A 26,283-nucleotide genomic window follows, 5' to 3' on the forward strand; every position below is an offset into this window, starting at 1 on the left:
AATATTTAAAAAAAAGTGTTTCCTAAATACTTACATTTGTGAAAATTATATGCTATTCATGATAGACGCCATAGTTATCATACCTACCTATAATGAAATTGAAAATATTGAAGCAATTATAAGGGCTGTTTTTTCACAGGAAAAGACATTTCATATTTTGGTAGTAGACGATAATTCCCCAGATTTAACGGGCTTAAAAGTAAAGGCTTTACAGAGTGAGTTTGGAGACCAATTACATATATTGGAAAGAAAAGACAAAACAGGGTTAGGAACGGCCTATATTGAAGGATTTAGATGGTGTTTGCAGCGCGATTACAAGTATATTTTTGAAATGGATGCCGATTTTTCCCATAACCCAAACGATTTGATTAAGTTGTATAATGCTTGTCATTTTGATCAAGCTGACCTATCCATAGGGTCGCGTTATGTAAAAGGAATTAATGTGGTAAACTGGCCTATGAGCCGTATTTTATTATCATATTTTGCATCTAAATATGTACGTTTTATAACTGGAATGAAAATATTTGATACTACAGCAGGATTTGTATGTTACAAAAGACATGTTTTAGAAACAATAAATTTAAGCGATATTAAATTTGTTGGTTACGCATTCCAAATAGAAATGAAATTTAAGGCCTATTTACAAGGCTTCAAAATTGTTGAGGTTCCTGTAATTTTTACAGATAGAACCAAAGGAAAATCCAAAATGAGCGGAAGTATTATTTCGGAAGCCATTTTTGGGGTAATTAGTATGAAGGCGAACAGTTTATTCAGAAAAAAATAATATGAGTGCTATTTTAATTAAGAATGCCAAGATTGTTAATGAAGGTCGTATTTTAGACGGGGATATTTATATTGAGAACGATATAATAAAAGAGGTAGATACATCTATAAGCTTAAAATCTTCCAATGTTGAAGTTATTGATGCTGATGGAAAGTACGTGTTGCCGGGTATTATTGATGATCAGGTGCATTTTAGAGAGCCAGGCCTTACGCATAAAGGCGATATAGAGAGTGAATCTAGAGCTGCCATTGCTGGAGGAATAACATCCTTTATTGAAATGCCAAACACCAATCCGCAAACAACAACTGTTAAGAAACTTGACGAAAAGTTTGCTATAGCAGATAATAAAGCGTTTGCGAATTACTCGTTTATGTTTGGAGGTACAAATGATAATCTTGATGAGATTTTAAAGGTTGACAAAAAAACTGTCGCAGGTCTGAAATTGTTTTTAGGGTCTTCAACGGGTAATATGCTGGTTGATAATCCTGAAGTTTTAGAGAAAATATTTTCAAGTACAGACATGGTAATATCTGTGCACTGTGAGGATGAAGCAACTATTAGAAGCAACATCAAGATTTATACTGATAAGTATGGTGATGACATTCCTATTAAATACCATCCTATAATAAGAAGTGAAGAAGCTTGCTATATCTCATCATCTAAAGCTATAGAGTTAGCTAAAAAAACTGGAGCACGTTTGCATGTTTTTCATTTGTCTACAGGAAAGGAAACACATTTATTTTCAAATAAATTACCATTAAAAGATAAGAAAATAACTTCTGAAGTTTGCATCCATCATTTATGGTTTTCTGATGTCGATTACGACAAAAAAGGTACCCGAATCAAATGGAATCCAGCTGTAAAAACCTCAAAAGATCGCGACGAGTTGTGGAAAGCCTTACTAGATGACAGGATTGATGTTATAGCTACCGATCATGCTCCTCACACTAACGAAGAAAAAAACAATCCTTACACCAAAGCGCCTTCAGGAGGTCCGTTGGTGCAACATGCTTTGGTAGCCATGTTGGAAGCGTATCATTCTGGTAAGATTTCAGTTGAGAAGATTGTTCAAAAAATGTGTCATAATCCAGCGATATTATTTCAGATTGAAAAACGTGGGTATATTAAAGCAGGTTACTTTGCCGATTTGGTTATTGTAGATTTAAATAATCCTTGGACAGTAAAAAAGGATAATATACTTTACAAATGTGGTTGGTCTCCATTTGAAGGAACAACATTTAAGTCTCGTGTAACACAAACAATACTTAATGGGCAATTGGTTTATAATCAGTCCAAAGTGTCTACAAAAAAAGCAGGTAGACGATTAACTTTTAACAGATGAAAAATATAATAGTAATAGTTATTAGTTTGTTTTTGTGTTTGGCTTGTCAAGATTCGCAAGAACCCCAAAAGCCAAAAACCTTAATTTCTAAAGATAAAATGGTAGATGTACTTATTGATCTGTCTATTTTATCATCGGCTAAAGGGGTGAATAAAAAAATTATAGAAAAAAATGGAATTACACCTGATGCCTATGTTTACAAGCGTCATGAAATAGATAGTACAATATTTGCCGAAAGTAATTCTTACTATAGTTATTATATAGACGATTATAAACAGATATTAACACGTGTTCAAGATAGTTTAGACAAATTAAGGTTTGATTATAATAGGCTTGCTGAAAAGGAAGAGGATAAAAAACAATCTAAAAAAGGAGATAGAAAGAAAGATATACGTAAATCTAAAAAGACAGATAGCTTAATTAAAATACCTAATGATAGTGAATAATCAAGGATTATCGGTTAGAAAGGCTTTTGCTACTCTAGTTATACTATCCTCAAGAGGAATAAACCTATAATCAAGTGTTTGTTTAATTTTGCTATTATCATAAATAGCCTTGTTATACAATGAAGCTACCATCTGCTTAACCAGTATGCGGCGCTTTCTTAAAATTTTGTGGGTTAACCAGTCTAAACGCCATCCAATAGCCAGCAACCAGGGTTTAGCTTCTTTTTTTGGCGGTTCTACATGAAGTTTTTTAGCAATTGTATAAAGAAAGGATTTGTATGATGTGTTTTCAGCAACTAGAATATAACGTTCATTTGTAATATTACTTTCTTGTAATTGTATCATAATGTTAACAACATCCTGAACATCAATGCAACCAATACTCCCTGACGTGTAATAAGGTAGTTTATTGTAGACTTTTTTTATAATGTTTCCACTACCATGGCTCCAAATGCCTTCTCCAATAATAACACCAGGATTTACAATTACGGCAGGCAGCCCTTCTTGTGTACCTCTCCAAACTTCTGTTTCAGCGCCATATTTAGTTATAGCATAAACACTATTATCGGCTTCAGGATTCCAATGGGTATCTTCGTTAATTTCAGCATTTTTTTGAGATTCACCAAGTGCAGCAATAGAGCTCACGTAGCACAATTTTTTAATGTTATTGCTAATACTAAGGTTTACAATATTCGCTGTGCCTTCAATATTCGTTCTGCGCAGTAAATGGTATTTGTCAGGTTCAAACGAAACAAACGCAGCGCAATGATAAACATATTGTACGTTTATAAATGCTTCTGTTAATTTTGGAATATCCAATAAGTCGCTTTCAACCCATTCAATCTTGTTGTACAACTTTAAATAATCATCAGAATAATAAGAAAAAACACGCTTTACAATGTCAAGCTTTTTTTGTCTTCTGTAAATGGCTCTAACAGTCTGATTATTTTGTGCCAATTGATACAATAAGTGCGATCCAACCAATCCTGTGCCTCCTGTAACTAAAATCATGCATCCAAATTAAAGAATTATTCATAAAGCTAACGTAATTCTACATTGATTTTTATCTTTGCCAAGATTTAATTTTCAATCAGAATTATGACAAATGCATTTGTAGAAGAGCTACGTTGGCGCGGAATGGTACACGATATTATGCCGGGAACTGAAGAGCAACTAAATAAGGAAATGACAACCGCTTACATAGGGTTTGACCCAACTTCAGACTCGTTACATATAGGTAGTTTAGTGCCTATTATTCTATTGGTGCATTTAGAAAAAGCAGGCCATAAACCCATTGCTTTAGTTGGTGGTGCTACTGGGATGATTGGAGACCCTTCAGGTAAGAGTGATGAGCGTAATTTGCTAGATGAGGCTACTTTAAATCATAACGTTAATGGAATTAAAAATGTGTTGTCGCGATTTTTAAATTTTGATTCTGATGAAAAAAATGCGCCAGTTTTAGTCAATAACTATGACTGGATGAAAGATTTTACATTTATTGACTTTGCTCGTGACGTAGGGAAACGCATTACTGTAAATTATATGATGGCAAAAGATTCTGTGAAGAAGCGTTTATCGGGTGAAGATGGCAGTGCTGGAATGTCGTTTACTGAATTTACCTATCAACTTATACAAGGATACGACTTTTACCATTTGCACAAAACACATAATTGTATGTTGCAAATGGGTGGAAGTGACCAATGGGGAAATATTACCACAGGAACAGAACTTGTTAGAAGAATGAATGTTGGTGGAGAGGCAAAGGCTTACGCAATGACATGTCCATTAATCACTAAAGCTGATGGTTCTAAATTTGGAAAAAGTGAAGGCGGAAATGTTTGGTTGGATGCTGATAAGACTTCGGTATATAAATTTTATCAATTTTGGTTAAATACTTCTGATGATGATGCTGAAAAGTATATTAAAATATTCACGTTTTTAGATAAAGAAACCATTGATAGTTTAATTTCAGAGCATAAAGAACAGCCACATCTTCGTTTATTACAAAAACGATTGGCACAAGAAGTAACAACCTTTGTGCATTCTAAAGATGATTTTGAAAACGCCGAAAAAGCCTCAAATATTCTATTTAGTAAGTCGTTTAAAGCCGATATTAAAACACTGGATGAAAAAACGTTTTTAGATGTTTTTGAGGGTGTTCCGCAAAGTGAAATTTCTAAAGCAGAATTTGAAGAAGGTATAGACATGATTGCAGCGCTTTCGGCAAGAACCAATTTTCTGGCATCTAACGGTGAAGCCAGGCGCGCACTTAAAGAAAATTCGGTTTCTATAAATAAAGAAAAAGTGAATGAAAGTTATCAATTATCAGCAGATGATTTGATAAATGATAAGTATATAATTATTAATAAAGGGAAGAAAAACACCTATATAATAACTATAAACTAAATAGAAACGCCTGATGAGAATCAGGCGTTTCGCTTCTAACCAACCAGCTAAAAAATAATTGTTCTTTTTCTAGCTTTTAAGTAAGTCGGATAATTTTTTTAAACCTTACAAAACCATTAGGTTACAACCTCTAATATCTGAATTGTCAAATCGCCCAATAATTTCAAAGCTATTATCAGTGTAACTAACTCCTAAATCTTGGGTTGCAATAAAGGAACAGGAATTAATATTAGCAAGGTCTATGATGTTGATGCCTCCTGTTTTTCCATTTTTTTGAATGCTTAATGCATCTTCAGGATCTCGGGTTAGAATTTTCATCCAATTAGGACATTTGAAAATTCCATTACCATTAGAATAAGCTTGACTTAATAGTTCGGTCATACCATATTCACTATGGATATGTTGAACCCCAAAACCTTTGGAAAGTTTATCATGAAGCTCTTCTCTAATCATTTCTTTGCGTCTACCTTTCATACCACCAGTTTCCATAACAATGGTGTTATTTAACGTGAATGAATACTTTTCAATTAAGTCCAATAAAGCAAACGAAACCCCTATTAAAAGTGTTTTTTGACCACTTGATTCTAAAGCAATTAGGGTTTGTTTTAATTCCTTTAAATTATTCAAATAAAAACCACTTTCGGGATGATGGGATGCTTTAATTAATGCATCAACCATATATATTAAAGAGGATCCTTCTCGCTCTAAATAAGAAGGTAGCAAACCTAGTATAACATAGTCTTTAACATTACCATAAAACTCTTGAAAAGCAGTATTAAAACTTTTACGATACAAGTCTAAATCTGTAACAAAATGTTTGCTAGTAGACTGACCTGTTGTTCCAGAACTTGTAAATGTTTTTTCAAAGCTATTTCGCGTACTTAATACTTCGTGTGATTTAAAAAAAGAAATGGGTAAAAATGGTACATCTTCAAGTTTTGTTACATCACTATGATGTCGATTAATTAAATCGCAAAACGACCGATATACTTTATTGTTTTCAAACTGATATCTAAAAACTTTCAACGCTAAAGTGTTGAAGTCCTCCTCGTTTTGAATGGAAAATATATCCTGATTTGATATCATGAGGCAAAAATATATAAAAATAAAAAGCGCTGCTTAATTAAGCAGCGCTTTTAAAAACTATATTAAAACTATATTATTTAATAATAAGTTTTTTAGTCGAAACATTTCCGCTTTGGTTGATATTCAAAATATAAATACCGGCCTTTAAACTTGAAACATTTAAGATGTTATTAGAAACTTCAGTAGCTAATACTTGTTTTCCTAATATATCATAAACTTTAACGCCAATAGCTTCGTTTGATGTACTTGTTATGTTAACAATACCAGAAGTTACTGGGTTAGGGTAAACTGCAAATTGAGTAGTTGTAAATGTGTCTACTGATAACGTAGCGCCTTCAACATCAGTAACATATCTAGGGAGGATTTGGTATGTTGCGTTAAATTGGCCACCTAATCCTATAACAGAAGACACTCCAGCTGGAATGTTGGCACCAATTAAATTTTCGTCACCAAAAGATACTCTTGCAACGGTAACATCACCTCCATCAGCAATATCATAATTTGTATTGTCAGTAAACATTCCTGTATCAGCAAATGTTACGTTGTTTATCTTGATTAATTCACTTTCATAGTCTTCACCGTTTGCCAAGAAAGTAGCAACTGATATTTCTTCAGGAGTAACTGTATTTCCTGTAGATGAAGCAGAAGCCAGATTTTCAATAGGGACAAATTGTAACACCCCAGAAAATTGAGATAATTCACCTTTTAATCCAGTCATTCCATCTCCAATGTTAAATGAAGTAGTTATTGTTCCAGAAGGATCATCAATTAATATACCTCCAGTATTGTCCTGAATGTACTTTTGATTTCTAGTATTTTCAGTAACAATATAAGTAATAAATGCCTCACCGGTAAGTTCATAGAACTCGCCTTGAGAACCAGCTCTTAAGGCAGCAATATCAGATACTTGAGTAATTGACGACACTGAAAAATTAACTGTAGCTTCAACAGCAGGAGCAATAGGTGCATGAGAGTTATCAACTAACTGCATGAATACAGTATATGATTGGCCATCTGTAACAGGAATTGATACTGGGTCTGTGTCATATTTCATGGGTTGAGCAACACCGTTTAATGTCCAATGGATATGTCCGTCACCACTACCACCATTTCCAGGCAAATCATCAACTACAAAATTCTGAACATCAATTGTAACATCTACATTAGTTGTGCCTGGTGAAAAAACAGTCCCATCGCCAGGGTTTATTATTGTAAGAGATGGATCAGTAGGTACTTGAAAAACTACAACATCATCAAATGTTTGGCCTACCATTAAATTATCGATACGAATAGTTTCATTTTCTGAAGAACTAGATTGTCTCAAATCAAAAGAAGTCACAGTAGCAGGAGTAGTGTCAACAGAACCTGAAATTGAAGTATCAGTCTCTAGAGTTGGGTCAATCCATAATTCAGCTACACCGCCATCTTGATCATATTCAACAATCAATCTGTAAGTCTGTCCAAATGTTAAATCAGTAGCCCAAGTCGCTTCTGCAGTTGAAGTAGTTGTAGAAATACCTACAGAGAAATCTCCACCTCCAGTACCTTCAACAATATCAATTCGAGCTGCAAAATCTAAATGAGCGAAATACTCATTATCTGTACCAGAATAAGGTGCTCCCAAATCATCAACAGAAAAATCAAACCCTGCATAAACACTGCCAGATACAGAAGAAAATGTGATTTCAACATCCTCACTGTCATTATGGTTTACCACAGCTTGACCTGATACAACTTGCATTTGATTAGCGGTACCACTTGTATTGGCCCAAGCACTATTTGCCACAAGGCTACCGTCTGGATAAGAAAAGTCTTCAGCTATTATAACTTGTCCAAAAGAAAAGCTAGAAAACACTAAACTAAATAATAAAAAGTAAATTTTTTTCATAATTGATTAATATATAAATTAGGATAGCAAATATAGGAAGAATTTAGGTTTTTTTTGATGCGGTAGCTTATTAAAATGCTTTTTTACAATAAGATAACATGAAGTTTACTTAACGATAAGCTTAATAATATTTTATGTAATAAGGTGTTGACTAGCCAAGAAATAATGTTTTAAGAATTATAGAAACAAGTGTCTAATGTTACCTTAATGTTATTTGTTTCTCAATACATGTATTATGTTTTTATTAAATTTTATCTTTACTGTTTAGAATAATAACTAATAATGAAGAAAAAGGATATTAAAATATTATTGGTAGATGATGAGCCAGATATTTTAGAGATAGTAGGGTATAATTTGTCGGCCGAAGGCTACAATGTCTTAACTGCTGAAAATGGTGTACAAGCAGTAAAAAAAGCCAAAAAGGAAAAGCCACAGTTAATAATACTAGATGTTATGATGCCTGAAATGGATGGTATTGAAGCTTGTGAGCAAATCAGAAAAATTCCAGAACTAAACGAAACTATAATTACTTTTTTAACCGCTAGAGGAGAAGATTATTCTCAAGTTGCTGGCTTTGATGCAGGTGCAGACGATTATATAACAAAACCTATTAAACCTAAAGTGCTAGTTAGTAAAGTTAAAGCCTTACTACGAAGATTAAAGGAAGAGGAATCTTCCGATTCTATATTAAAAATTGGTGCTTTGGTAATTGACAGAGATGAATATAAAATAACCCTTAAAGGCGAAGAAATTATTTTACCAAGAAAAGAGTTTGAATTATTATCTTTATTGGCATCAAAACCAGGTAAAGTTTTTAAAAGGGAAGAGATTCTTGACAATGTTTGGGGAAATGAAGTTGTAGTTGGAGGCAGAACAATTGATGTTCACATTAGAAAGCTTCGCGAAAAAATTGGTGATGAATCTTTTAAAACTGTAAAAGGCGTAGGTTATAAGTTTGTAGATTAATGCAAAAAATAAAAAAAACGTATAAGTTTGCGATTAAAACATCGCTGTACCTAACCATACTTTTAACACTCCTAACGAGTGTTTTTTTGTATGTTACAAGTGAGTTAAGTTGGTATACATTGCTATTTGTAATACCATTTGGCTTATTAACATTCATTATTATACAATATCGAGTAGAGCGTTTTATTTACAGACGGGTAAAAAAAATATATGATGATTTAACATTGTTAGAATCAACTTCGCTTACCAAACATCCTATAACTACTGATATGGCGACCTTAACAAAGGAAATTGATAAGTTTGCCAAGGATAAAAAATTAGAAATTGAAACATTAAAGGTTAGGGAAGAATACCGTAAAGAGTTTTTGGGTAATGTTTCTCACGAATTAAAAACGCCGCTTTTTACTGTACAAGGGTATTTGTTAACATTAATTGATGGTGCGATTGATGACAAAAGAATTAGAAAACGTTATTTAGAAAGAGCCAATAAAGGAGTTGAACGCCTTATTTACATTGTTAAAGATTTAGATATGATTACCAAATTAGAGGTTGGTGATTTAAGTTTAAATAAGGAGCATTTCGATATTGTAGAACTCGTGCAAAGTGTGTTTGATCTGCTTGAAATGAAAGCAGCTAAAAAGAAAATCACTTTGACTTTTGATATGCTCTACAGTAAACCTATTATGGTTAATGCAGACCGTGAGCGCATTCAACAAGTCCTAACTAACTTAATTGTAAACTCTATTAAATACGGAAGTGAGAAAGGTACTACGGAAATTAGTATTGAAAACCTTATAAAAAACAAGGTTATTGTTAGGGTTACCGATAACGGAGAGGGTATTGCTAGTGAACATTTAAAACGTATTTTTGAACGCTTTTATCGTGTCGATAAAAGTGGTTCGAGAAAAGAAGGAGGTTCTGGGTTGGGTTTGTCCATTGTAAAGCATATTATAGAAGCTCATGATGAGCGTATCTACATAGAAAGCGAAGTAGGCGTTGGTAGCGAGTTTTCATTTAGTTTAGAAAAGGCTGAATAATTTTTTGTAATTCAATTCGTATTCAAAATTACTTAAGCCTTTAAAATCACTTACTAGGTTAAGTTTTTCTAAAGTAAAATCATCTTGATTGCAGCTAGGAGCAATATTTAATTTATGGAGCCTTTCAGCGAGATACTCCTGTTCAAACTGACCAGGAGTTGGAATGAAGAACGCTTTTTTATCTAATTTTGCCAAGTCCATTAAAGTTGTGTAACCTGAACGGGAAAGAATTAAATCACTTGTATTGAAAGCCTCCTCTAATTCTTGAGTAGTTAAGTAGTTGATGATTTTCATCAAACCTTGTTTTTCTTCAGTAATAGAGGCTTCAACAACGCCTTTTACAAATAACACGGTTCCGTTATAGTCTTTAAGTAATTTTAGAAGTTTAGTTTCAAGTATTGAGCGTTGCGGCTCTGGTCCAGAAAGCAAGACCATTAAATCATATTTTTTCGGGAGTTTTTTTTTCTCAAATCGACTTAAAGGACCTATATACTTGGTTTTGATTATTGTTGAGTCTACATGGCCTAATTTGCCACTTAAGTTGAATTCCCCTTTTTGATCGGGTACCCAACACTCGTTAAATTTTTTGATTATTTTTTCATGTAATTTGGTGCTAAACCAAGTTGTATTTCCGCTCAAAACTTTAAGCTGATGGGTAATAAAAATTGAAGGTACAGATTTGTTGTAAACACCAAACCTATTATCAGATATTATACCTGAAATATTATACTCTTCAATAAGTTGCTTAACAGCTTTTTTTTCGGTTTTAATGGTTTTAATAATTCTTGGGGAATCTTTTATAAGCTTAAGCTTAAAGTCTTTCCCTTTTTTTGAGTATTCTATATTATACGATGGCAATTCCAAACTAATAAGTTCAGGAAATTCTTTATTTAGCAGCTGCAAAGCAGCACCATCACTTGCTATTATGGGTGAAAACCCGCGTCTTTTCAAGGCGTGAATAATAGGAATGCATCGCGTGGCATGACCTAGGCCCCAATTTAAAGGAGCGACCAATATCCGTTTGTTTGAGCTCATAAAACAAAGGTAAGTATATAAGTTCTTTCACATATTTACGTAATTTTACCAAAATATTTTTAAATCATTAAATATTCTGTGGGAAGTAAAAACAAATTAAGACGGTTTAAGGAAAATGAAACTTTTAAGAATGTAGTTCAACCAACTAGAGAAGAGTTGGTTGCTGAAAGTTTTGATTATAAAGGTCGTTGGAATTCAGATTTTTTCAAGAACGATAATCCGCTTGTTTTAGAATTGGGTTGCGGAAAAGGGGAATATGCTGTTGCATTGGCCAAAAAATATCCAAGCAAGAATTTTATAGGAATTGATATTAAAGGTGCTCGTTTTTGGCGAGGAGCTAAAACCGCAATTGAGAATAATATTGAAAACGTAGCTTTTTTAAGAACACAAATAGAGCTTATAGATTTTGCTTTTGAAGAAAATGAAGTTGACGAAATATGGATAACATTTCCTGATCCACAAATAAAGTACAAGCGAACTAAACATAGAATGACCAATTCTGAATTTTTAAAGAGGTACAAAAAGGTTTTAAAACCAGAAGGTGTTGTTAATTTAAAAACAGATAGCGAATTCATGCATGGGTACACACTAGGGTTGTTGCATGGTGAAGGACATGAGGTATTATATGCCAATCATAATGTGTATAAACAAGAAGGTAGCCCAGAAGAGGTTACTAGCATTCAAACCTTTTATGAAAGCCAGTATTTAGAGCAAAATAAACCAATTACGTATATTAAGTTCAAAATTAAGGTCAATTGAGTTTAACATTACTTTTTTTTATTGCCATGGCAGTATCCTTTACTTCAGCAATTCCTCCTGGATTGCTGAATATGACTGCGGCTAAAATTAGCCTAAAAGAGGGGTATAATCGTGGTATAATGTTTTCAATTGGTGCTGCTTTTATATTTGCGATTCAAACACTTATTGCTACTGTTTTTGCTAGATATTTAAGTAAGCATCCTGATGTCATTGATGCTTTGCAACGTGTTGCCTTTGTAATATTTGTATTAATATCAATTTATTATTTACTCATTGCTAAAAAACAAAATGCTCCTGAAACAGATTTAGAATCTAAAAGCAAAAGTAGCCGACTTTTTCAAGGCATGTTTCTCTCGAGTATAAACATGTTTCCCATACCATTTCAAGCGTATATGACCATTACATTTGCGTCATTTGGATGGTTGAATTTTGATCAATCTGGTATAACAACTTACGTAGCTGGAGCTGCTATGGGATCGTTTGTTAATTTATATGTTTATATATTCTTTTTTGATAAAATAAATAGTAAAAGAGAGACCTCGCAAAAAACTATGAATTATATAATTGGCACCATAACTGGTGTGATTGCCATCATTACATTAATAAGTATTATAAAAGAAATGTAATGAAACCAGAAACACTTAATTTTTTCGATAAAGTTTACGAGGTTGCCAAACAAATTCCTTACGGTCGTGTAACGAGTTATGGCGCTATTGCAAAATATCTAGGCGCAGCTAAAAGTGCCAGAATGGTGGGTTATGCTATGAATGGTTCCACAGGTAAAGATGTTCCCGCACATCGTGTTGTCAATAGAAAAGGTTTGTTAACAGGTAAACACCATTTTGATGGCACTAACCTTATGCAGCAATTATTGGAAAGTGAGGGTGTAATTGTTGTAGATAATCAAATTCAAGATTTTGATAACGTGTTTTGGGATCCAGCTAATAATCTACTAGCAAAATGAGCATTATAATTTAAGCTAATCCATTCATCAATCATTTCAATATATCTGTTTCAAAATCTAAACAATTCACTGTATATTTGCATTTTAGAATAAATCTAAATTAGAAATCAGTGAAATTAAAAAAACAAGATATATATAAAGCTTTAGAAACTATAACAGTTCCTGGCGAAGGGCAAAACATGGTGGAAAGTGGAGCTTTAAAAAACGTAGTAACTTTTGGTGATGAGGTTATTGTAGATATTACAATTTCTAATCCAAGTCTTCAAGCCAAAAAGAAAACTGAGGTTGAAATCATGAAAACTATTCATGATAGGGTTTATGAAAAAGCAAAAATAAAGGTTAATGTTAAAGTTGATGCGCCCGCAAAGCCTGCTTCAAATGTTATAAAAGGCAAGTCTATTCCAGGTATTCAAAATATTGTAGCTGTAGCTTCTGGAAAAGGTGGTGTAGGGAAGTCTACGGTTACTGCTAACTTGGCTGTAACTTTATCTAAAATGGGCTTTAAAGTGGGCATTTTAGATGCTGATATTTATGGCCCTTCTGTGCCTATTATGTTTGATGTTGAAAACGAAAGACCATTGGCCGTTAATATAGATGGAAAATCTAAAATGAAGCCTATTGAAAATTATGGTGTCAAGGTATTGTCTATTGGTTTTTTTACGCAACCAAATCAAGCCGTTGTTTGGCGTGGCCCTATGGCTGCCAAAGCTTTAAACCAGATGATTTTTGATGCTGCTTGGGGTGAATTGGATTTTTTGCTAATTGATTTGCCGCCTGGAACAGGTGATATTCATTTAAGTATTATGCAGTCGTTACCAATTACTGGTGCTGTTGTTGTTAGTACGCCTCAAAATGTAGCTTTAGCTGATGCTAAAAAAGGAGTGGCTATGTTTCAGCAAGATAGTATAAGTGTTCCAGTTTTGGGAATTGTTGAAAACATGGCTTATTTCACACCAGAAGAATTACCTGAAAACAAATATTATATTTTTGGTAAAGAAGGTGCTAAAAATTTAGCCGAAGACTTACAAGTTCCATTTTTAGGTCAGTTGCCATTGGTTCAAAGCATCCGTGAAGCCGGTGACATAGGTCGTCCGGCAGCATTACAAACAGCTACGGTACTTGAACAAGCTTTCGATACACTCACTAAAAATGTAGTTCAGGAGGTGGTTAGAAGAAATGATAGTTTGCCACCAACCGAAGCAATAAAAATAACCACTATGGCTGGATGTTCAGCAGTTAAATAATAGCCTATGACCACGGAAGAACTCAAAATAAATATTGAAAAAGCACTTGATGAAATCAGACCATTTTTGCAAAGTGATGGTGGCGATATTTCACTATTGGCAATAGAAGATGATAAACTAGTAAAAGTGCAGCTACAAGGAGCTTGTGTAGGCTGTAGTGTAAATCAAATGACGTTAAAGTCTGGCGTAGAGATGACTATCAAAAAATATGCGCCGCAAATAGAGCAAGTTATTAATATTGAAGTATAATATTTTATGTTATGTGACTTTTGTCACATTTAAAATTCTAACTTAATAATAACTTTGCTTTTTTAATTTTCGATACATGATTAAAACAGATATTCTTATAATTGGAGCAGGTCCAACGGGTCTGTTTACAGTTTTTGAAGCCGGATTACTAAAGTTGAAATGTCATTTAATTGATGCCTTACCCCAACCTGGAGGACAGTGTTCAGAAATATATCCTAAAAAGCCTATATACGATATTCCCGCATATCCAGAAATACTGGCTGGTGATTTAACCGATAAATTGCTTGAGCAATGTAAACAGTTTGAACCTGGATTTACTTTAGGTGAACGTGCTGATACTATTGAAAAACAAGAAGATGGTAGCTTTATTGTTACTACCAACAAGGGGACAAAACATCAGGCGCCAGTAGTAGCTATTGCTGGAGGCTTGGGGAGTTTTGAACCGCGTAAACCTTTAATTCATAATATTGCAGCTTTTGAGGATAAAGGGGTGGAATATATGATCAAAGAGCCTGAAATGTATCGCGATAAAAAAGTGGTTATTGCTGGTGGTGGTGATTCAGCTTTAGATTGGAGTATTTTTTTAAGTGATGTTGCTAGTGAAGTTACACTCATTCACAGACGAAATGAATTCCGTGGTCATTTGGATTCTGTTGAAAAAGTTCAAGAATTAAAAAATCAAGGGAAGATAAACTTGATGACACCAGCTGAGGTTACTGGAATAGTTGGTGATCATCATGTAAAAGCAGTTGTGGTTTCGCAGGCTGAACATATTCCTAAAGAATTTGAAATTGAATGTGACCATTTTGTGCCCTTATTTGGATTATCTCCTAAATTGGGGCCAATTGCTAATTGGGGATTGGAGATAGAAAAGAATGCTATTAAGGTTAATAATGCTTTAGATTATCAAACCAATATACCAGGTATATTTGCCATTGGAGACGTAAACACTTATCCAGGGAAACTAAAGCTCATTTTATGTGGCTTTCATGAAGCTACGTTAATGTGCCAAGCGGCCTATCAAATTATTAACCCAGGAAAGCGCTATGTTTTAAAATACACTACAGTTGCAGGTGTTGATGGTTTTGATGGAAGTAGAAAAGAAGCTCCGAAAGCTGTTGTTAAAGCCATAGAATAGTATGGAACAAGACGTTAATATTAAAATCATAGATAGAGATGGGGTTGCTCATGATGTTTTAGCACCAACTGATATGGCAATGAATCTTATGGAGGTCGTTCGCTCTTATGAACTGGCACCTGAAGGCACAATTGGTATTTGTGGTGGAATGGCTATGTGCGCATCATGTCAATGCTATGTAAATTCTGACCATGAGTTGCCTGAAATGCAAGATGATGAAGAGGCCATGTTAAGCGAAGCCTTTTATGTTAAAGATAACTCACGTTTGGGTTGTCAAATCCAAATTACTCCAGAACTTGATGGATTAGAGGTGGAGTTAGCTCCAGAGAGTTAATAAATACCTGCAGGGATAGGAATTTTAATAGGAAGCTTTTTTATTCCGTTTTATAATCTATCAGCTTTTGTGGTCCTTCTAAAAGTACTCTTACAATTTTTAGAGTACCATCATCAGTAGTGGCAATTTGCCATTTAATCAGTGATATTTTACCGTTTTCAATTTCAATTCCCGTGATGCTTCTTGGATGAACGCAACTTCCATCATTAAAAAAGGCAATATCTCCAGGCTCTGGAAATCTTGGCCGATGCGTGTGGCCTACTATAGTAATAAGATTGTTGTTATTGATTATCCATTTCTTTATTCGGCGTTCAACTTTTATTAATTCCTTATAGTTTTTTGCCGGACTGGTTGGGTCTGCAATTCCCATAACATTTAAAGGCTTCCAAAGCACACGAACCATGAATCTGCTCCATTTCCAAAAGGTATAGTTCCACCAATCCCCTTGGTGGCCATGAGTCAAAAATAATTCCTGTTTTGTGTTTTGGTGTTTTAAAACGATGCCTTCGTGATAAGTAATGTTGGAAAAGAGTTCTTCGTCTTTTCCCGAAATAGGTTCAAAATATGTTGATAGATGTTTTTTAACATAATTCTGGTCTTTATAAACCATATCATGATTGCCATAAAGCATGTGTAATCTATGACTTTTATGAAAAGCTTTAAGCAAGAGGAAGACATTTTTATGTGCTTCAAAAATAGACTTGAATGTCAGGTTTTCCCAAAGTTCGTCACCATCACCTAATTCACAATAGGTAAACCCTTCAGTATAATAATGTTTTAAAGCATGAAAGTAGATGTTTCGGTTATTGGCAAAATCGTCAGCAAAGCTATTGTCGCCTCTATGGCAATCGCTAAAAAGAATAAATTTACTCGAATCATCAAAAGCGATGATAGGGGATTCTTTATACGCTTTGTCTAATCGTTTTTTGGATGACATGGAATAAAAGTAAATAAAAAATGTCATTTTGAGTGGAGTAGAAAAATCTAAAAATCAAGATTCTTCATTTCATTCAAAATGACACTTAAATATTATGTGAAAATTGCCAAATGTGACTTAACCACTATTTAAAAGCATTCAAACCTGTTATGTCTAAACCAGTAATTAATAGGTGGATATCGTGTGTGCCTTCATATGTAATTACACTTTCTAGGTTCATGGAGTGACGCATTATGCTATATTCACCAGTTATACCCATGCCCCCTAACATTTGTCTAGCTTCACGAGCAATATTGATAGCCATATCTACATTGTTACGTTTTGCCATAGAAATTTGCGCCGATGTGGCTTTACCTTCATTACGTAACACGCCTAATCGCCATGTTAGCATTTGTGCTTTGGTAATTTCGGTTATCATTTCGGCTAATTTCTTTTGTTGTAATTGGAATTGACCAATGGGTTTTCCAAACTGAATACGCTCCTTGCTATAGCGCAGAGCTGTATCGTAACAATCCATTGCCGCACCAATGGCACCCCAAGCAATACCGTAACGCGCCGAATCTAAACATCCAAGTGGTGCACCTAATCCAGACTTGTTTGGCAACAGGTTTTCTTTAGGAACTTTTACATTGTCAAAAATCAACTCACCTGTAGCACTAGCACGTAATGACCATTTGTTATGTGTTTCCGGTGTGGAAAAACCTTCCATGCCGCGTTCCACAATTAAACCGTGAATACGACCTTCTTCATTTTTGGCCCAAACAACTGCTACTTGAGCAAAAGGAGCGTTACTAATCCACATTTTGGCACCGTTTAAAAGATAATGGTCACCCATATCTTTAAAGTTGGTTACCATACCTCCTGGATTGCTTCCATGGTCAGGTTCGGTTAATCCAAAACAACCCATCCATTCTCCAGAAGCCAATTTTGGTAAATATTTTTGACGTTGTTCTTCATTGCCATATTTCCAAATAGGATACATGACTAATGACGACTGCACTGAAGCTGTACTTCTCACTCCTGAATCACCACGCTCAATTTCTTGCATGATTAATCCATACGAAATCTGATCTAATCCAGCACCTCCATATTCTACAGGAATGTAAGGTCCAAAGGCACCAATTTCAGCAAGACCACTAATAATTTGTTCTGGGAATTCTGCTTTTTGAGCATAATCTTCTATTATTGGAGATACATCGCGTTTTACCCATTCTCTGGCAGCATCACGTACTAATTTGTGTTCTTCAGTTAAAAGTTCGTCTAGATTGTAATAATCTGGCGCTTCAAATAAATCTGGCTTCATTTCTATTAAGTTTGTTTGGATAGCAAATGTAACAAAATGCTACATTTTTAGGTAGAAATCTTTGGTCAATTTTATGTATTCCGGAGTGTACTGATGTCTACTTGTTTCTATTGTAAGGAATTCTTTTTTTAGTTCAGTTTGAAGGAAAGAAAATTCAATCAAACTTCTTTTTGTTTCTGATGTTGGCGAACCCTTAACTTGTAGTACTCTGTTAGGGAATAAATGAACCTTTTTAGCTAATTCTATAAACGTGTTTTCTTCTTTAAAGGGAATAACAACAGAAAAAACACCTTGTTCTGATAATAATTGAGACGCTGAATGTACCAAATGTTCAAAAGGCATAGCGTCTTGAAAACGTGCTATATCGCGTTGGTTGTTTTCAGATTTGTAATTTTCAGAATAAAAAGGTGGATTTGAAATAATAAGGTCGTACTTGTCATCAATTTCTTCTGTAAATTCTTGAAGCGAGGCATGGTAACAAAACAAACGATCTGCCCAAGGGGAAGTTTCAAAATTTTCTACACATTGTTCGTAAGCTGCATCATCAATTTCAATGGCATCTATGAGCTCTGATTGACTGCGTTGCGCAAGCATAAGCGACAAAACTCCTGTGCCTGCACCAATATCTAAAATAGAAAAAGGGTTGTGTTTTAAGCCAACCCATGAGCCAAGCAAAACCGAATCTGTTCCTATTTTCATGGCGCAACGGTCTTGATGGACTGTAAATTCTTTAAATTTAAAAGGTTGGTTCATAGTAAAGACAAGATGTTATTCTATTCTAAATACAAATCAATTAAGCCTTCAGGTGTGTTAACTATAATTTCCTTTTTTGTTTTATCAAGCTTTACAATAAACTCATCATTCATTGGGATTAAAATTTCTACACCATCATGGTCTATTTCAAATAAAGCTTGAGCGGTTGAGTCGTTTACAGATTTAACAATCCCAATTGGACCATGTTTTTTGTCAACAACTTGAAAACCTATTATTTCATGAAAATAAAACTTGTCGTCTTCTAACTTAGGAAGAAATTCAAGAGGGAGGTAAATGTCGCTTTTTAAAAGCGCATCGGCATCGGCTTCGGTATCAACATCTTCAAATTTAACGCGCAGTAGATCTGATTTATGTAGTTGAGAGGATTCGATAAAAAAAGGCACCAAATTATTACGTAGATCTACAAATAGTGCATCTAAATTTTCATACAAATCGGGTTCGTCTGTATCTAATTTAATAAGAAGTTCGCCTTTAAAGCTGTACTTTTTTACAATTTTACCGAGATAAAAACAATCGTCTTTTTTCATAATTTTTTAAACAAAAAACCCAGACCGAATAGTCTGGGTTCAAAGTTATAAAATAAAATATTTTATTCTTCTTCGTTAGAAGCTTCTGCTTCAACTTCAGGAGTTTCTTCGGTTGCTTCTTCAGCTTCCTCAACTACTGGAGTGTTAGCAGCAATACGTGCTTCGTTTGCAGCTTTTTCAGCTTCTAGAGCTTTAGCTTTAGCTTCGGCTTCAGCTTTTGCTAAACCTTCTGATTTTGCTTCAACCTTACCAGCTTTTTCTTCTAGCCAAGCGTTAAATTTCGCTTCAGCTTGTTCTTCTGTTAAAGCACCCTTTCTAACACCTCCTGCAAGGTGATTTTTTAATAAAGCGCCTTTGTAAGATAGAATGGCTCTAGCTGTATCGGTTGGTTGTGCACCATCCTGTAACCATTTTACAGCACCATCAACATCTAGTTCAATAGTTGCTGGATTTGTGTTTGGATTGTAAGCACCAATTTTTTCTAGGTATTTACCATCTCTCTTTGCTCGTGCATCTGCTGCAACGATCCAGTAATAAGGCTTTCCTTTTTTACCGTGTCTCTGTAATCTAATTTTAACTGACATAAAAATTAATTAGTGAGGTTCTCGACCTCGATTATTAATAAGTGCGCAAAGATACTACATTTTTTTGAATTCTAAATATTTATGGATAATTCTTATTCTTTGTTTTTTTATTCTATTTTTGAAGCACTCAATCTGTAAATTATGAAAAGATTAATTGTATTAATAATAACTGTTTGTACAGTTTTTAGTTGTGGTGAAGAAATAAGGTTTAATTCACCAGCCATTCAAGCGAAAAAAAATGGTGAATTTTGGCGCTCTGTAACCTATGCGGCAGATATTGACTATGGCGGATTTTTAATTGAAGGCAGTAACAATTTTGAAACTTTACAGTTATTTACTGATAATGATACCAGAGGAACGTTTCAATTAGGAGGCGATAACTCAAGTGTGGCAATTTTTAAAGATGTTAATGGTGTTATTTATTCTACTGCCAATACGCCAGATCCTAGTTTATCTGTATATCCTGCAGACGGAGAAATTATTATAGAAGAAATTTCAAATGATGATCCAAAGCAAATATCTGGTAAGTTTTGGTTTAATGCCTATTCTTCAGATGGTTTAAGCTATGTGAACTTTTCTCAAGGCGTTCTATTTGATGTGCCAAATGTTGGTGGTTTGCTTATAATGGACAATCAAGGCAGCTGCCTGCAAGCGACCCAGCAAGCTGCAAATGCCGAAAATGCTTTTAATCAGACTGATATTACGATGCCAGATTATACTGATTTGTGTAATGCTTATAAATTGGCATTAGAAGAGCAGTTAAGTGCTTGTGGAGATCCTGGTGGAAGCATCCAAAGCACTATTGATAGTCTAGGCGATTGCCAATAAATAGTATTTTCTTAAAATATTTAACAAACGCGGCCAATTGGTCGCGTTTGTTGTTAAAGACTATTAAAATTTCAGAATTAAACACAGTAAAACTTGACATGGGCTTTCATTTCCCTTATACTATTAAAGCAGATGTGAAACAATACGCATCTTTAAAGAATTTATTGAAATTTAAATGATAAGATAGATTATGAAGTATTCAGAAGAAATTTCAAACAAGTTAAATGAATTATTAACCAAAAATTATGATGCTGAAAAAGGCTATTTAAATGCTATGGAGAACGTAGATTCTCCAGAATTGAAAATGTTTTTTAAGCGTCGTTCAACTGAACGCAGTCAGTTTGCCAAAGAGTTAAGAACTGAAATTTTGCGTTACGGTGAAGTTCCGGAAGATTCAGGTAGTTTTAAAGGAACGATGCACAGAAATTGGATGAGTCTGAAATCGCTATTCTCATCAAATGATGAAGAAGCTATTTTGGAAGAAGCAATTAAAGGTGAAGAGGCCAGTTTAGAGGAATATAAAGAAATCCTCAACGATAGAACCTTGCCACCAAGTATTGATTCGTTGTTGATCAAACAGAAAAATGCCATTCAAGCAGCAATTAATACCGAAAAAGTTCATGAAGAATTGGTGTCATAGTTAGTAATGAAATAGATGTAAAGCGCAACTTAACAAGTTGCGCTTTTTTTGTTTAAAACTGTTCATAACTTCACTTTAAAAACCTGCTAATTCTATGTATTTTTATGAGCTCGTTTATAAATTTCAAACGAGAGTCATTCAACATATAAATTTTCTGCATGTATTTAATTTTTGATACTGAAACTACAGGTTTGCCTAAACGATGGGATGCTCCAATAACCGACACGGATAACTGGCCGCGATGTATTCAAATTGCTTGGCAGTTGCATGATGACATGGGTAACTGTATAGACCATCAAGATTATTTAGTAAAACCTGAAGGGTTTAATATTCCTTTTGATGCCGAAAAAATACATGGTATTTCAACTGAACTAGCTCAAGAGCAAGGTGTGCCGTTGTTTGAGGTTTTGGAAAAGTTCAATAAGGTTCTAGACCAAACTAAATTTGTCGTGGGTCAGAATGTTGGATTCGACTTAAATATAATGGGAGCTGAATTTGTAAGAGCTGATATTGCTAATCAGTTGCAAGAACTTCCCGTTTTAGACACCTGTACCGAACATACTGCAGAGTTATGTAGGATACCTGGAGGTAGAGGTGGTAAATTTAAGTTGCCAACCTTAACCGAACTTCATGAGTTTTTGTTCGGCGAGCCATTTGCAGAAGCCCATAATGCCACTGCCGATGTGGAAGCAACAACACGTTGCTTTTTAGAACTGGTAAGACGCGAAGAATACACCAAAGAGCAACTTGATGTTCAGCCAGATTATTTCGAGCGTTTTTCAAAAGCCAATCCTCAAGAGATTCAATTAATAGGCTTAAAGCACATCAACCTAGAAAAGGCTAGTGCTAAAATTCGAGAACGCTTACAGCAAGTTCAAACTGATGGTATTTCGCAAGATGAAATAAAAGCTAACATTTCCGAGCTCAAGGATTTAGATTTTATTCACTTACACAATCATTCCCAATTCTCCATTCTACAATCAACCATTAGTATACCGAATTTGGTGGCTGCAGCTGCTAAACATAACATGCCCGCTGTTGCTTTGACAGATCACGCTAATATGATGGGTGCTTTTCACTTTGTTAAACAAATAAATAACCATAACAAATCGGTTGAAGAAAAGAATAAAGCAGCACAAGAAAATGGTGAGCCTGCAATTGCCCAAAAAATAAAACCCATTATTGGTTGCGAATTTTTCGTTTGCGAAAATCACCAAGACAAATCCCGAAAGGATAATGGGTATCAAGTGGTCTTAATAGCCAAAACAAAACAAGGCTATCACAATTTGGCAAAATTATCGTCCATAGCCTATACTGAAGGGTTTTACTATGTTCCTAGAATTGATAAAGAGTTAATAAAGCAATATAAAGAAGATGTATTAGTACTTACCGGAAACTTATATGGTGAAGTGCCTAGTAAGGTTTTGAATGTTGGCGAAAATCAAGCTGAAGAAGCGTTGCTATGGTGGAAGCAGGAGTTTGGTGACGATTTGTATATCGAGATTATGAGGCATAATCAAGAGGATGAAAATCGTGTTAACCAAGTTTTAATCGAGTTTTCTAAAAAGCATGACGTAAAGTTGGTAGCTTCTAATAACACCTATTATGTTGATAAGGAAGATGCCAATGCACATGATATTTTATTGTGTGTAAAAGATGGTGAAAAGCAGGCTACACCAATTGGTCGTGGCAGAGGCTATCGTTATGGCTTACCTAATCAGGAGTATTATTTCAAGTCATCCCAAGACATGAAAGAGCTGTTTAGGGATATTCCAGAAGCCATAAGTAATATTCAAGACGTTGTAGATAAAATTGAAGCTTATGAGTTGGCTCGTGAAGTCTTGCTTCCAAAATTTGATATTCCTAACGAGTTTAAACATCCAGATGATGAAACAGATGGTGGTAAGCGCGGTGAAAATGCTTTCTTAAAGCACTTGACTTATGAGGGTGCCAGGAAAAGGTATGGTGAAATAACCGATTCTATAAAAGAACGCCTTGATTTTGAGTTGGATGTTATTGAAAAGACTGGTTATCCTGGTTATTTCTTAATTGTTGAAGACTTTATTCGTGAAGCTAGAAACATGGATGTTTCGGTTGGTCCAGGTCGTGGTTCAGCAGCCGGTTCAGTTGTAGCCTACTGCTTATGGATAACCAATATTGATCCCATTAAATACGATTTACTTTTTGAGCGGTTTCTGAATCCAGATCGTGTGAGTATGCCCGATATTGATATTGATTTTGATGATGAAGGTCGTGGTCGCGTTATGGATTATGTTATAGATAAGTACGGCAGTAATCAGGTTGCTCAAATTATTACTTACGGAACGATGGCTGCTAAATCCTCTATTCGTGATACAGCTCGTGTTTTGGATTTACCACTTTTTGATGCCGATAGGATTGCCAAATTAATTCCAACCATGTCCAAATTAGGGAAGATTTTTGGCATGGAAGAAAAAGAGTTGAGTAAGAAATTTAGGGCTGAAGATTTAGAAAAGGTTAATCAACTACTTAATATTTCAGATGGTGAAGATTTGGAAGCCGAAACCGTCAACCAAGCCCGAATTCTGGAAGGCTCGGTAAGAAATACGGGTATTCATGCTTGTGGTGTAATTATCACGCCAGACGATATTACCAATTTCGTGCCTGTTGCTACAGCAAAAGATTCTGATTTATATGTTACCCAGTTTGATAACTCGGTTGTGGAAGATGCTGGGTTATTGAAAATGGATTTTTTAGGGTTAAAAACTTTAACTTTAATCAAGGATACGGTTAAAATTGTAAAGGCGAAACACAATATCACACTTGACCCTGATAATTTTCCTTTGGATGATGAAGAAACCTACAAACTATTCCAACGCGGAGAAACCGTAGGGATTTTCCAATACGAATCTCCAGGTATGCAAAAACACATGAAGGACTTAAAGCCTACTGTGTTTGATGATTTAATTGCCATGAACGCTTTGTACCGTCCTGGGCCTATGGAATACATTCCTAGTTTTATTGCGCGTAAACATGGTCGGGAAGACATTGTTTACGATTTGCCTGCCATGGAAGAATATCTAAAAGAAACTTATGGTATTACCGTATATCAGGAGCAGGTTATGTTGCTGTCACAGAAATTGGCAAGTTTTACCAAAGGTGAAGCCGATGTACTGCGTAAAGCTATGGGTAAAAAGATATTCGCTTTACTGGAAAAATTAAAACCCAAATTTTTGGATGGTGGCGAAGCCAATGGGCATCCACGTGATGTGCTAGAGAAAATTTGGAAGGATTGGGAAGCTTTTGCGAGTTATGCTTTTAACAAGTCTCACTCTACATGTTATGCATGGATTGCGTACCAAACAGCATATCTAAAAGCACATTATCCAGCTGAATATATGGCAGCTGTACTGTCCAATAACATGAACGATATTAAGCAGGTTACCTTCTTTATGGAAGAATGTAAACGCATGCGATTGGATGTTCTGGGTCCAGATATTAATGAGAGTTATTATAAGTTCTCGGTAAATCAGGATAATGCTGTGCGTTTTGGAATGGGAGCCATAAAAGGTGTTGGTCATAGTGCTGTAAAAACCATTGTAGCCAATAGAAAGGAAGATGGGCGCTATAAGTCCATATTCGATTTTGCCAAGCGTATTGATTTACGGGCAGCGAATAAAAAAGCCTTTGAAAATCTGGCATTGGCTGGTGGTTTTGATTGTTTTGAAAACACGCATCGCGCACAGTACTTTCACGATGACGGAGATGGTATAACCTTTCTGGAAAAAGCCATAAAGTATGGTGCCAAGCATCAAGAAAATGAAAATTCGGCCCAAGTGAGTTTGTTTGGTGAGAGCAGTGATGTTCAAATAGCGGAACCTGAAGTGCCACCTTGTGAAGAATGGGGAACTATGGAAAAGTTGGCGCGCGAAAAAGAAGTGGTAGGCATTTATATTTCAGGTCACCCGTTGGATGATTTTAGAATTGAGATGAAAACCTTCTGCAATGCCAACATAGCCCTCTTTAATAATTTAGAGCAGTATGTAAATCGTGAATTGACTTTTGGAGGCGTAGTAACTGATGTGCAACATCGCGTGAGTAAACAAGGGAAAGGCTGGGCTTTATTTACGATTGAAGATTATACAGATAGTTTTGAATTCAGAATTTTTGGAGAGGAATATTTAAAGTTTAGACATTTTCTGCTTAAAAATTCATTTGTATATGTAAAGGTGTTTGTTCGCGAAGGTTGGACAAATAGAGAAACAGGTAAGAAAAGTGATCCACGATTGCAATTCAACAGTTTCCAGTTATTGCATGATGTTATGGATACCTATGCAAAAAAACTTTCGGTACAATTAAGTATTACTGATCTTCAAGAGCAACGCATACAAAAGCTAAAAGAATTGTTTAGTTTACACAAAGGCGACAATGCGCTCAATTTTGTTATTTATGACAATGAAGACCAAATAAAATTGAATATGCCAAGTAGAAAACAAAAGGTGAAAATTTCACAGGAATTGTTAGAGGAATTGGAGTCTAACGATGTTTTTTACAAGTTAAATTAGATGCCCAAAAACAATAAATAACCTGAAACAATGCCTGTATAAGTAAAACAAATTGACAGTGTGTAAGCTTTGGCAAAATTTTTGACTAATATTGCATATTAAATAGAAGTAAAACATATTTAAAAATAAGATTATGGCATTAGAAATAACAGATGCAACGTTTGAAGAAACAGTATTAAAAAGTGACAAACCAGTAATGGTTGATTTTTGGGCAGCTTGGTGCGGACCATGTAGAATGGTTGGACCAATCATTGATGAAATTAGTAATGAGTATGAAGGAAAAGCTGTAGTAGGTAAAGTAGATGTTGATGCCAATCAAGAATTTGCTGCTAAATATGGTGTAAGAAACATACCTACAGTTTTAGTGTTCCAAAACGGAGAAGTAGTAGGGCGTCAAGTAGGTGTAGCTCAAAAGAGTGCTTATACTGAAGCAATAGATTCACTTTTATAAAATACTTTGTAAAAGAA

The 26,283-nt window shown here is 34.8% G+C and carries 26 protein-coding genes; 17 read left to right on the top strand and 9 right to left on the bottom strand.

What is annotated here, in order from left to right:
* The first annotated feature begins 58 nt into the window (after positions 1-58).
* Genes K7G76_RS02585 through K7G76_RS02595 form a run of 3 tightly spaced genes read left to right on the top strand, consistent with a single transcriptional unit; the run spans position 59 to position 2,572 of the window.
* The gene (locus K7G76_RS02585) at positions 59-784 is read left to right on the top strand and encodes a polyprenol monophosphomannose synthase (protein WP_223032644.1); all 726 of its coding nucleotides are present in this window, start codon (positions 59-61) and stop codon (positions 782-784) included.
* 1 nt (position 785) lies between these two features.
* The gene (locus K7G76_RS02590; protein WP_223032645.1) at positions 786-2,126 is read left to right on the top strand and encodes a dihydroorotase; all 1,341 of its coding nucleotides are present in this window, start codon (positions 786-788) and stop codon (positions 2,124-2,126) included.
* Positions 2,123-2,572, top strand: coding sequence for a DUF4296 domain-containing protein (locus K7G76_RS02595; protein ID WP_223032646.1), 450 nt, complete (start codon positions 2,123-2,125; stop codon positions 2,570-2,572). Before K7G76_RS02590 ends, K7G76_RS02595 begins: the two co-directional genes overlap by 4 nt.
* Here the strand turns inward: K7G76_RS02595 and K7G76_RS02600 are convergent, their stop codons facing one another.
* Positions 2,573-3,583 (bottom strand): NAD-dependent epimerase/dehydratase family protein, encoded by a 1,011-nt coding sequence (locus K7G76_RS02600; RefSeq protein ID WP_223032647.1) that lies wholly within the window; start codon positions 3,581-3,583, stop codon positions 2,573-2,575. It lies immediately after the preceding gene.
* Between the two features lie 87 nt (positions 3,584-3,670).
* Between K7G76_RS02600 and tyrS the strand changes: the two genes are divergently transcribed.
* Positions 3,671-4,978: a tyrosine--tRNA ligase gene (gene tyrS, locus K7G76_RS02605; protein ID WP_223032648.1), complete on the top strand. Its 1,308-nt coding sequence runs from the start codon at positions 3,671-3,673 to the stop codon at positions 4,976-4,978.
* Positions 4,979-5,083: 105 nt separating this feature from the next.
* Here tyrS and K7G76_RS02610 read toward each other — a convergent pair whose 3' ends face one another.
* Complete coding sequence (locus K7G76_RS02610; RefSeq protein WP_223032649.1) at positions 5,084-6,064, bottom strand: LuxE/PaaK family acyltransferase; 981 nt, start codon at positions 6,062-6,064, stop codon at positions 5,084-5,086.
* A gap of 73 nt (positions 6,065-6,137) precedes the next feature.
* Positions 6,138-7,952, bottom strand: a complete 1,815-nt coding sequence (locus tag K7G76_RS02615; protein WP_223032650.1) for a T9SS type A sorting domain-containing protein — start codon at positions 7,950-7,952, stop codon at positions 6,138-6,140.
* 282 nt (positions 7,953-8,234) lie between these two features.
* Here K7G76_RS02615 and K7G76_RS02620 point away from each other — a divergent pair, with 282 nt between their 5' ends.
* Positions 8,235-8,918 carry a response regulator transcription factor gene (locus K7G76_RS02620; protein ID WP_223032651.1) on the top strand — a complete coding sequence of 228 codons (684 nt, stop codon included), beginning with the start codon at positions 8,235-8,237 and terminating at the stop codon, positions 8,916-8,918.
* Positions 8,918-9,955 (top strand): sensor histidine kinase, encoded by a 1,038-nt coding sequence (locus tag K7G76_RS02625; RefSeq protein WP_223032652.1) that lies wholly within the window; start codon positions 8,918-8,920, stop codon positions 9,953-9,955. The genes K7G76_RS02620 and K7G76_RS02625 overlap by 1 nt, the downstream gene beginning before the upstream one ends.
* Here K7G76_RS02625 and K7G76_RS02630 read toward each other — a convergent pair.
* Positions 9,938-10,990, bottom strand: coding sequence for a glycosyltransferase (locus tag K7G76_RS02630; protein ID WP_223032653.1), 1,053 nt, complete (start codon positions 10,988-10,990; stop codon positions 9,938-9,940). The two genes, K7G76_RS02625 and K7G76_RS02630, sit on opposite strands and share 18 nt — an antisense overlap.
* Before the next feature lie 78 nt (positions 10,991-11,068).
* On the opposite strand from K7G76_RS02630, the gene trmB reads away from it, so the two are divergent.
* From trmB to K7G76_RS02665, 7 genes are all read left to right on the top strand, one after another.
* Complete coding sequence (gene trmB, locus K7G76_RS02635) at positions 11,069-11,749, top strand: tRNA (guanosine(46)-N7)-methyltransferase TrmB (protein ID WP_223032654.1); 681 nt, start codon at positions 11,069-11,071, stop codon at positions 11,747-11,749.
* On the top strand, positions 11,746-12,375 hold the full coding sequence (locus tag K7G76_RS02640) for a LysE family transporter (protein WP_223032655.1): 630 nt from the start codon (positions 11,746-11,748) through the stop codon (positions 12,373-12,375). The genes trmB and K7G76_RS02640 overlap by 4 nt, the downstream gene beginning before the upstream one ends.
* Positions 12,375-12,713 carry an MGMT family protein gene (locus K7G76_RS02645; RefSeq protein ID WP_223032656.1) on the top strand — a complete coding sequence of 113 codons (339 nt, stop codon included), beginning with the start codon at positions 12,375-12,377 and terminating at the stop codon, positions 12,711-12,713. Before K7G76_RS02640 ends, K7G76_RS02645 begins: the two co-directional genes overlap by 1 nt.
* 110 nt (positions 12,714-12,823) lie before the next feature.
* The gene (locus K7G76_RS02650) at positions 12,824-13,957 is read left to right on the top strand and encodes an Mrp/NBP35 family ATP-binding protein (protein WP_223032657.1); all 1,134 of its coding nucleotides are present in this window, start codon (positions 12,824-12,826) and stop codon (positions 13,955-13,957) included.
* Positions 13,958-13,963: 6 nt separating this feature from the next.
* Positions 13,964-14,206, top strand: coding sequence for a NifU family protein (locus tag K7G76_RS02655; RefSeq protein ID WP_223032658.1), 243 nt, complete (start codon positions 13,964-13,966; stop codon positions 14,204-14,206).
* 76 nt (positions 14,207-14,282) lie between these two features.
* Complete coding sequence (locus K7G76_RS02660; RefSeq protein WP_223032659.1) at positions 14,283-15,344, top strand: NAD(P)/FAD-dependent oxidoreductase; 1,062 nt, start codon at positions 14,283-14,285, stop codon at positions 15,342-15,344.
* Between the two features lies 1 nt (position 15,345).
* Positions 15,346-15,678 carry a 2Fe-2S iron-sulfur cluster-binding family protein gene (locus K7G76_RS02665; RefSeq protein WP_223032660.1) on the top strand — a complete coding sequence of 111 codons (333 nt, stop codon included), beginning with the start codon at positions 15,346-15,348 and terminating at the stop codon, positions 15,676-15,678.
* A 40-nt stretch (positions 15,679-15,718) separates the two neighbouring features.
* Here K7G76_RS02665 and K7G76_RS02670 read toward each other — a convergent pair whose 3' ends face one another.
* The 5 genes from K7G76_RS02670 to K7G76_RS02690 form a co-directional block, all read right to left on the bottom strand.
* Positions 15,719-16,615, bottom strand: coding sequence for a metallophosphoesterase family protein (locus K7G76_RS02670; RefSeq protein ID WP_223032661.1), 897 nt, complete (start codon positions 16,613-16,615; stop codon positions 15,719-15,721).
* A gap of 124 nt (positions 16,616-16,739) precedes the next feature.
* A complete protein-coding gene (locus K7G76_RS02675) occupies positions 16,740-17,918 on the bottom strand; it encodes an acyl-CoA dehydrogenase family protein (protein WP_223032662.1) in 1,179 nt (392 codons plus the stop codon).
* 39 nt (positions 17,919-17,957) lie between these two features.
* On the bottom strand, positions 17,958-18,671 hold the full coding sequence (locus K7G76_RS02680) for a tRNA1(Val) (adenine(37)-N6)-methyltransferase (RefSeq protein ID WP_223032663.1): 714 nt from the start codon (positions 18,669-18,671) through the stop codon (positions 17,958-17,960).
* Positions 18,672-18,691: 20 nt separating this feature from the next.
* Positions 18,692-19,219 carry a ribosome maturation factor RimM gene (rimM, locus tag K7G76_RS02685; protein WP_223032664.1) on the bottom strand — a complete coding sequence of 176 codons (528 nt, stop codon included), beginning with the start codon at positions 19,217-19,219 and terminating at the stop codon, positions 18,692-18,694.
* 62 nt (positions 19,220-19,281) lie between these two features.
* On the bottom strand, positions 19,282-19,803 hold the full coding sequence (locus tag K7G76_RS02690) for a 30S ribosomal protein S16 (RefSeq protein ID WP_223032665.1): 522 nt from the start codon (positions 19,801-19,803) through the stop codon (positions 19,282-19,284).
* 141 nt (positions 19,804-19,944) lie between these two features.
* Here K7G76_RS02690 and K7G76_RS02695 point away from each other — a divergent pair, with 141 nt between their 5' ends.
* From K7G76_RS02695 to trxA, 4 genes are all read left to right on the top strand, one after another.
* Positions 19,945-20,631, top strand: coding sequence for a DUF6252 family protein (locus tag K7G76_RS02695; protein WP_223032666.1), 687 nt, complete (start codon positions 19,945-19,947; stop codon positions 20,629-20,631).
* Between the two features lie 190 nt (positions 20,632-20,821).
* The gene (locus K7G76_RS02700) at positions 20,822-21,271 is read left to right on the top strand and encodes a ferritin-like domain-containing protein (protein ID WP_223032667.1); all 450 of its coding nucleotides are present in this window, start codon (positions 20,822-20,824) and stop codon (positions 21,269-21,271) included.
* A gap of 158 nt (positions 21,272-21,429) precedes the next feature.
* A complete protein-coding gene (dnaE, locus tag K7G76_RS02705) occupies positions 21,430-25,815 on the top strand; it encodes a DNA polymerase III subunit alpha (protein ID WP_223032668.1) in 4,386 nt (1,461 codons plus the stop codon).
* Between the two features lie 133 nt (positions 25,816-25,948).
* Positions 25,949-26,266 carry a thioredoxin gene (gene trxA, locus K7G76_RS02710; protein WP_103050957.1) on the top strand — a complete coding sequence of 106 codons (318 nt, stop codon included), beginning with the start codon at positions 25,949-25,951 and terminating at the stop codon, positions 26,264-26,266.
* Positions 26,267-26,283: the final 17 nt, after the last annotated feature.

Origin of the sequence: Hanstruepera marina (assembly GCF_019880635.1) — a bacterium.
In the GTDB taxonomy this organism is placed as follows: domain Bacteria; phylum Bacteroidota; class Bacteroidia; order Flavobacteriales; family Flavobacteriaceae; genus Hanstruepera; species Hanstruepera marina.

Bases quoted from the DNA above. Each gene is read 5' to 3' on its own strand.
- K7G76_RS02625 (WP_223032652.1), top strand. From the start codon at position 8,918: ATGCAAAAAATAAAAAAAACGTATAAGTTTGCGATTAAAACATCGCTG.
- K7G76_RS02585 (WP_223032644.1), top strand. From the start codon at position 59: ATGATAGACGCCATAGTTATCATACCTACCTATAATGAAATTGAAAAT.
- K7G76_RS02600 (WP_223032647.1), bottom strand. From the start codon at position 3,583: ATGATTTTAGTTACAGGAGGCACAGGATTGGTTGGATCGCACTTATTG.
- K7G76_RS02680 (WP_223032663.1), bottom strand. From the start codon at position 18,671: ATGAACCAACCTTTTAAATTTAAAGAATTTACAGTCCATCAAGACCGT.
- K7G76_RS02665 (WP_223032660.1), top strand. From the start codon at position 15,346: ATGGAACAAGACGTTAATATTAAAATCATAGATAGAGATGGGGTTGCT.
- trxA (WP_103050957.1), top strand. From the start codon at position 25,949: ATGGCATTAGAAATAACAGATGCAACGTTTGAAGAAACAGTATTAAAA.
- K7G76_RS02695 (WP_223032666.1), top strand. From the start codon at position 19,945: ATGAAAAGATTAATTGTATTAATAATAACTGTTTGTACAGTTTTTAGT.
- K7G76_RS02660 (WP_223032659.1), top strand. From the start codon at position 14,283: ATGATTAAAACAGATATTCTTATAATTGGAGCAGGTCCAACGGGTCTG.
- K7G76_RS02670 (WP_223032661.1), bottom strand. From the start codon at position 16,615: ATGTCATCCAAAAAACGATTAGACAAAGCGTATAAAGAATCCCCTATC.
- rimM (WP_223032664.1), bottom strand. From the start codon at position 19,219: ATGAAAAAAGACGATTGTTTTTATCTCGGTAAAATTGTAAAAAAGTAC.
- K7G76_RS02590 (WP_223032645.1), top strand. From the start codon at position 786: ATGAGTGCTATTTTAATTAAGAATGCCAAGATTGTTAATGAAGGTCGT.
- K7G76_RS02690 (WP_223032665.1), bottom strand. From the start codon at position 19,803: ATGTCAGTTAAAATTAGATTACAGAGACACGGTAAAAAAGGAAAGCCT.
- K7G76_RS02645 (WP_223032656.1), top strand. From the start codon at position 12,375: ATGAAACCAGAAACACTTAATTTTTTCGATAAAGTTTACGAGGTTGCC.
- tyrS (WP_223032648.1), top strand. From the start codon at position 3,671: ATGACAAATGCATTTGTAGAAGAGCTACGTTGGCGCGGAATGGTACAC.
- K7G76_RS02655 (WP_223032658.1), top strand. From the start codon at position 13,964: ATGACCACGGAAGAACTCAAAATAAATATTGAAAAAGCACTTGATGAA.
- K7G76_RS02630 (WP_223032653.1), bottom strand. From the start codon at position 10,990: ATGAGCTCAAACAAACGGATATTGGTCGCTCCTTTAAATTGGGGCCTA.
- K7G76_RS02620 (WP_223032651.1), top strand. From the start codon at position 8,235: ATGAAGAAAAAGGATATTAAAATATTATTGGTAGATGATGAGCCAGAT.
- dnaE (WP_223032668.1), top strand. From the start codon at position 21,430: ATGTATTTAATTTTTGATACTGAAACTACAGGTTTGCCTAAACGATGG.
- K7G76_RS02595 (WP_223032646.1), top strand. From the start codon at position 2,123: ATGAAAAATATAATAGTAATAGTTATTAGTTTGTTTTTGTGTTTGGCT.
- K7G76_RS02610 (WP_223032649.1), bottom strand. From the start codon at position 6,064: ATGATATCAAATCAGGATATATTTTCCATTCAAAACGAGGAGGACTTC.
- K7G76_RS02615 (WP_223032650.1), bottom strand. From the start codon at position 7,952: ATGAAAAAAATTTACTTTTTATTATTTAGTTTAGTGTTTTCTAGCTTT.
- K7G76_RS02675 (WP_223032662.1), bottom strand. From the start codon at position 17,918: ATGAAGCCAGATTTATTTGAAGCGCCAGATTATTACAATCTAGACGAA.
- K7G76_RS02700 (WP_223032667.1), top strand. From the start codon at position 20,822: ATGAAGTATTCAGAAGAAATTTCAAACAAGTTAAATGAATTATTAACC.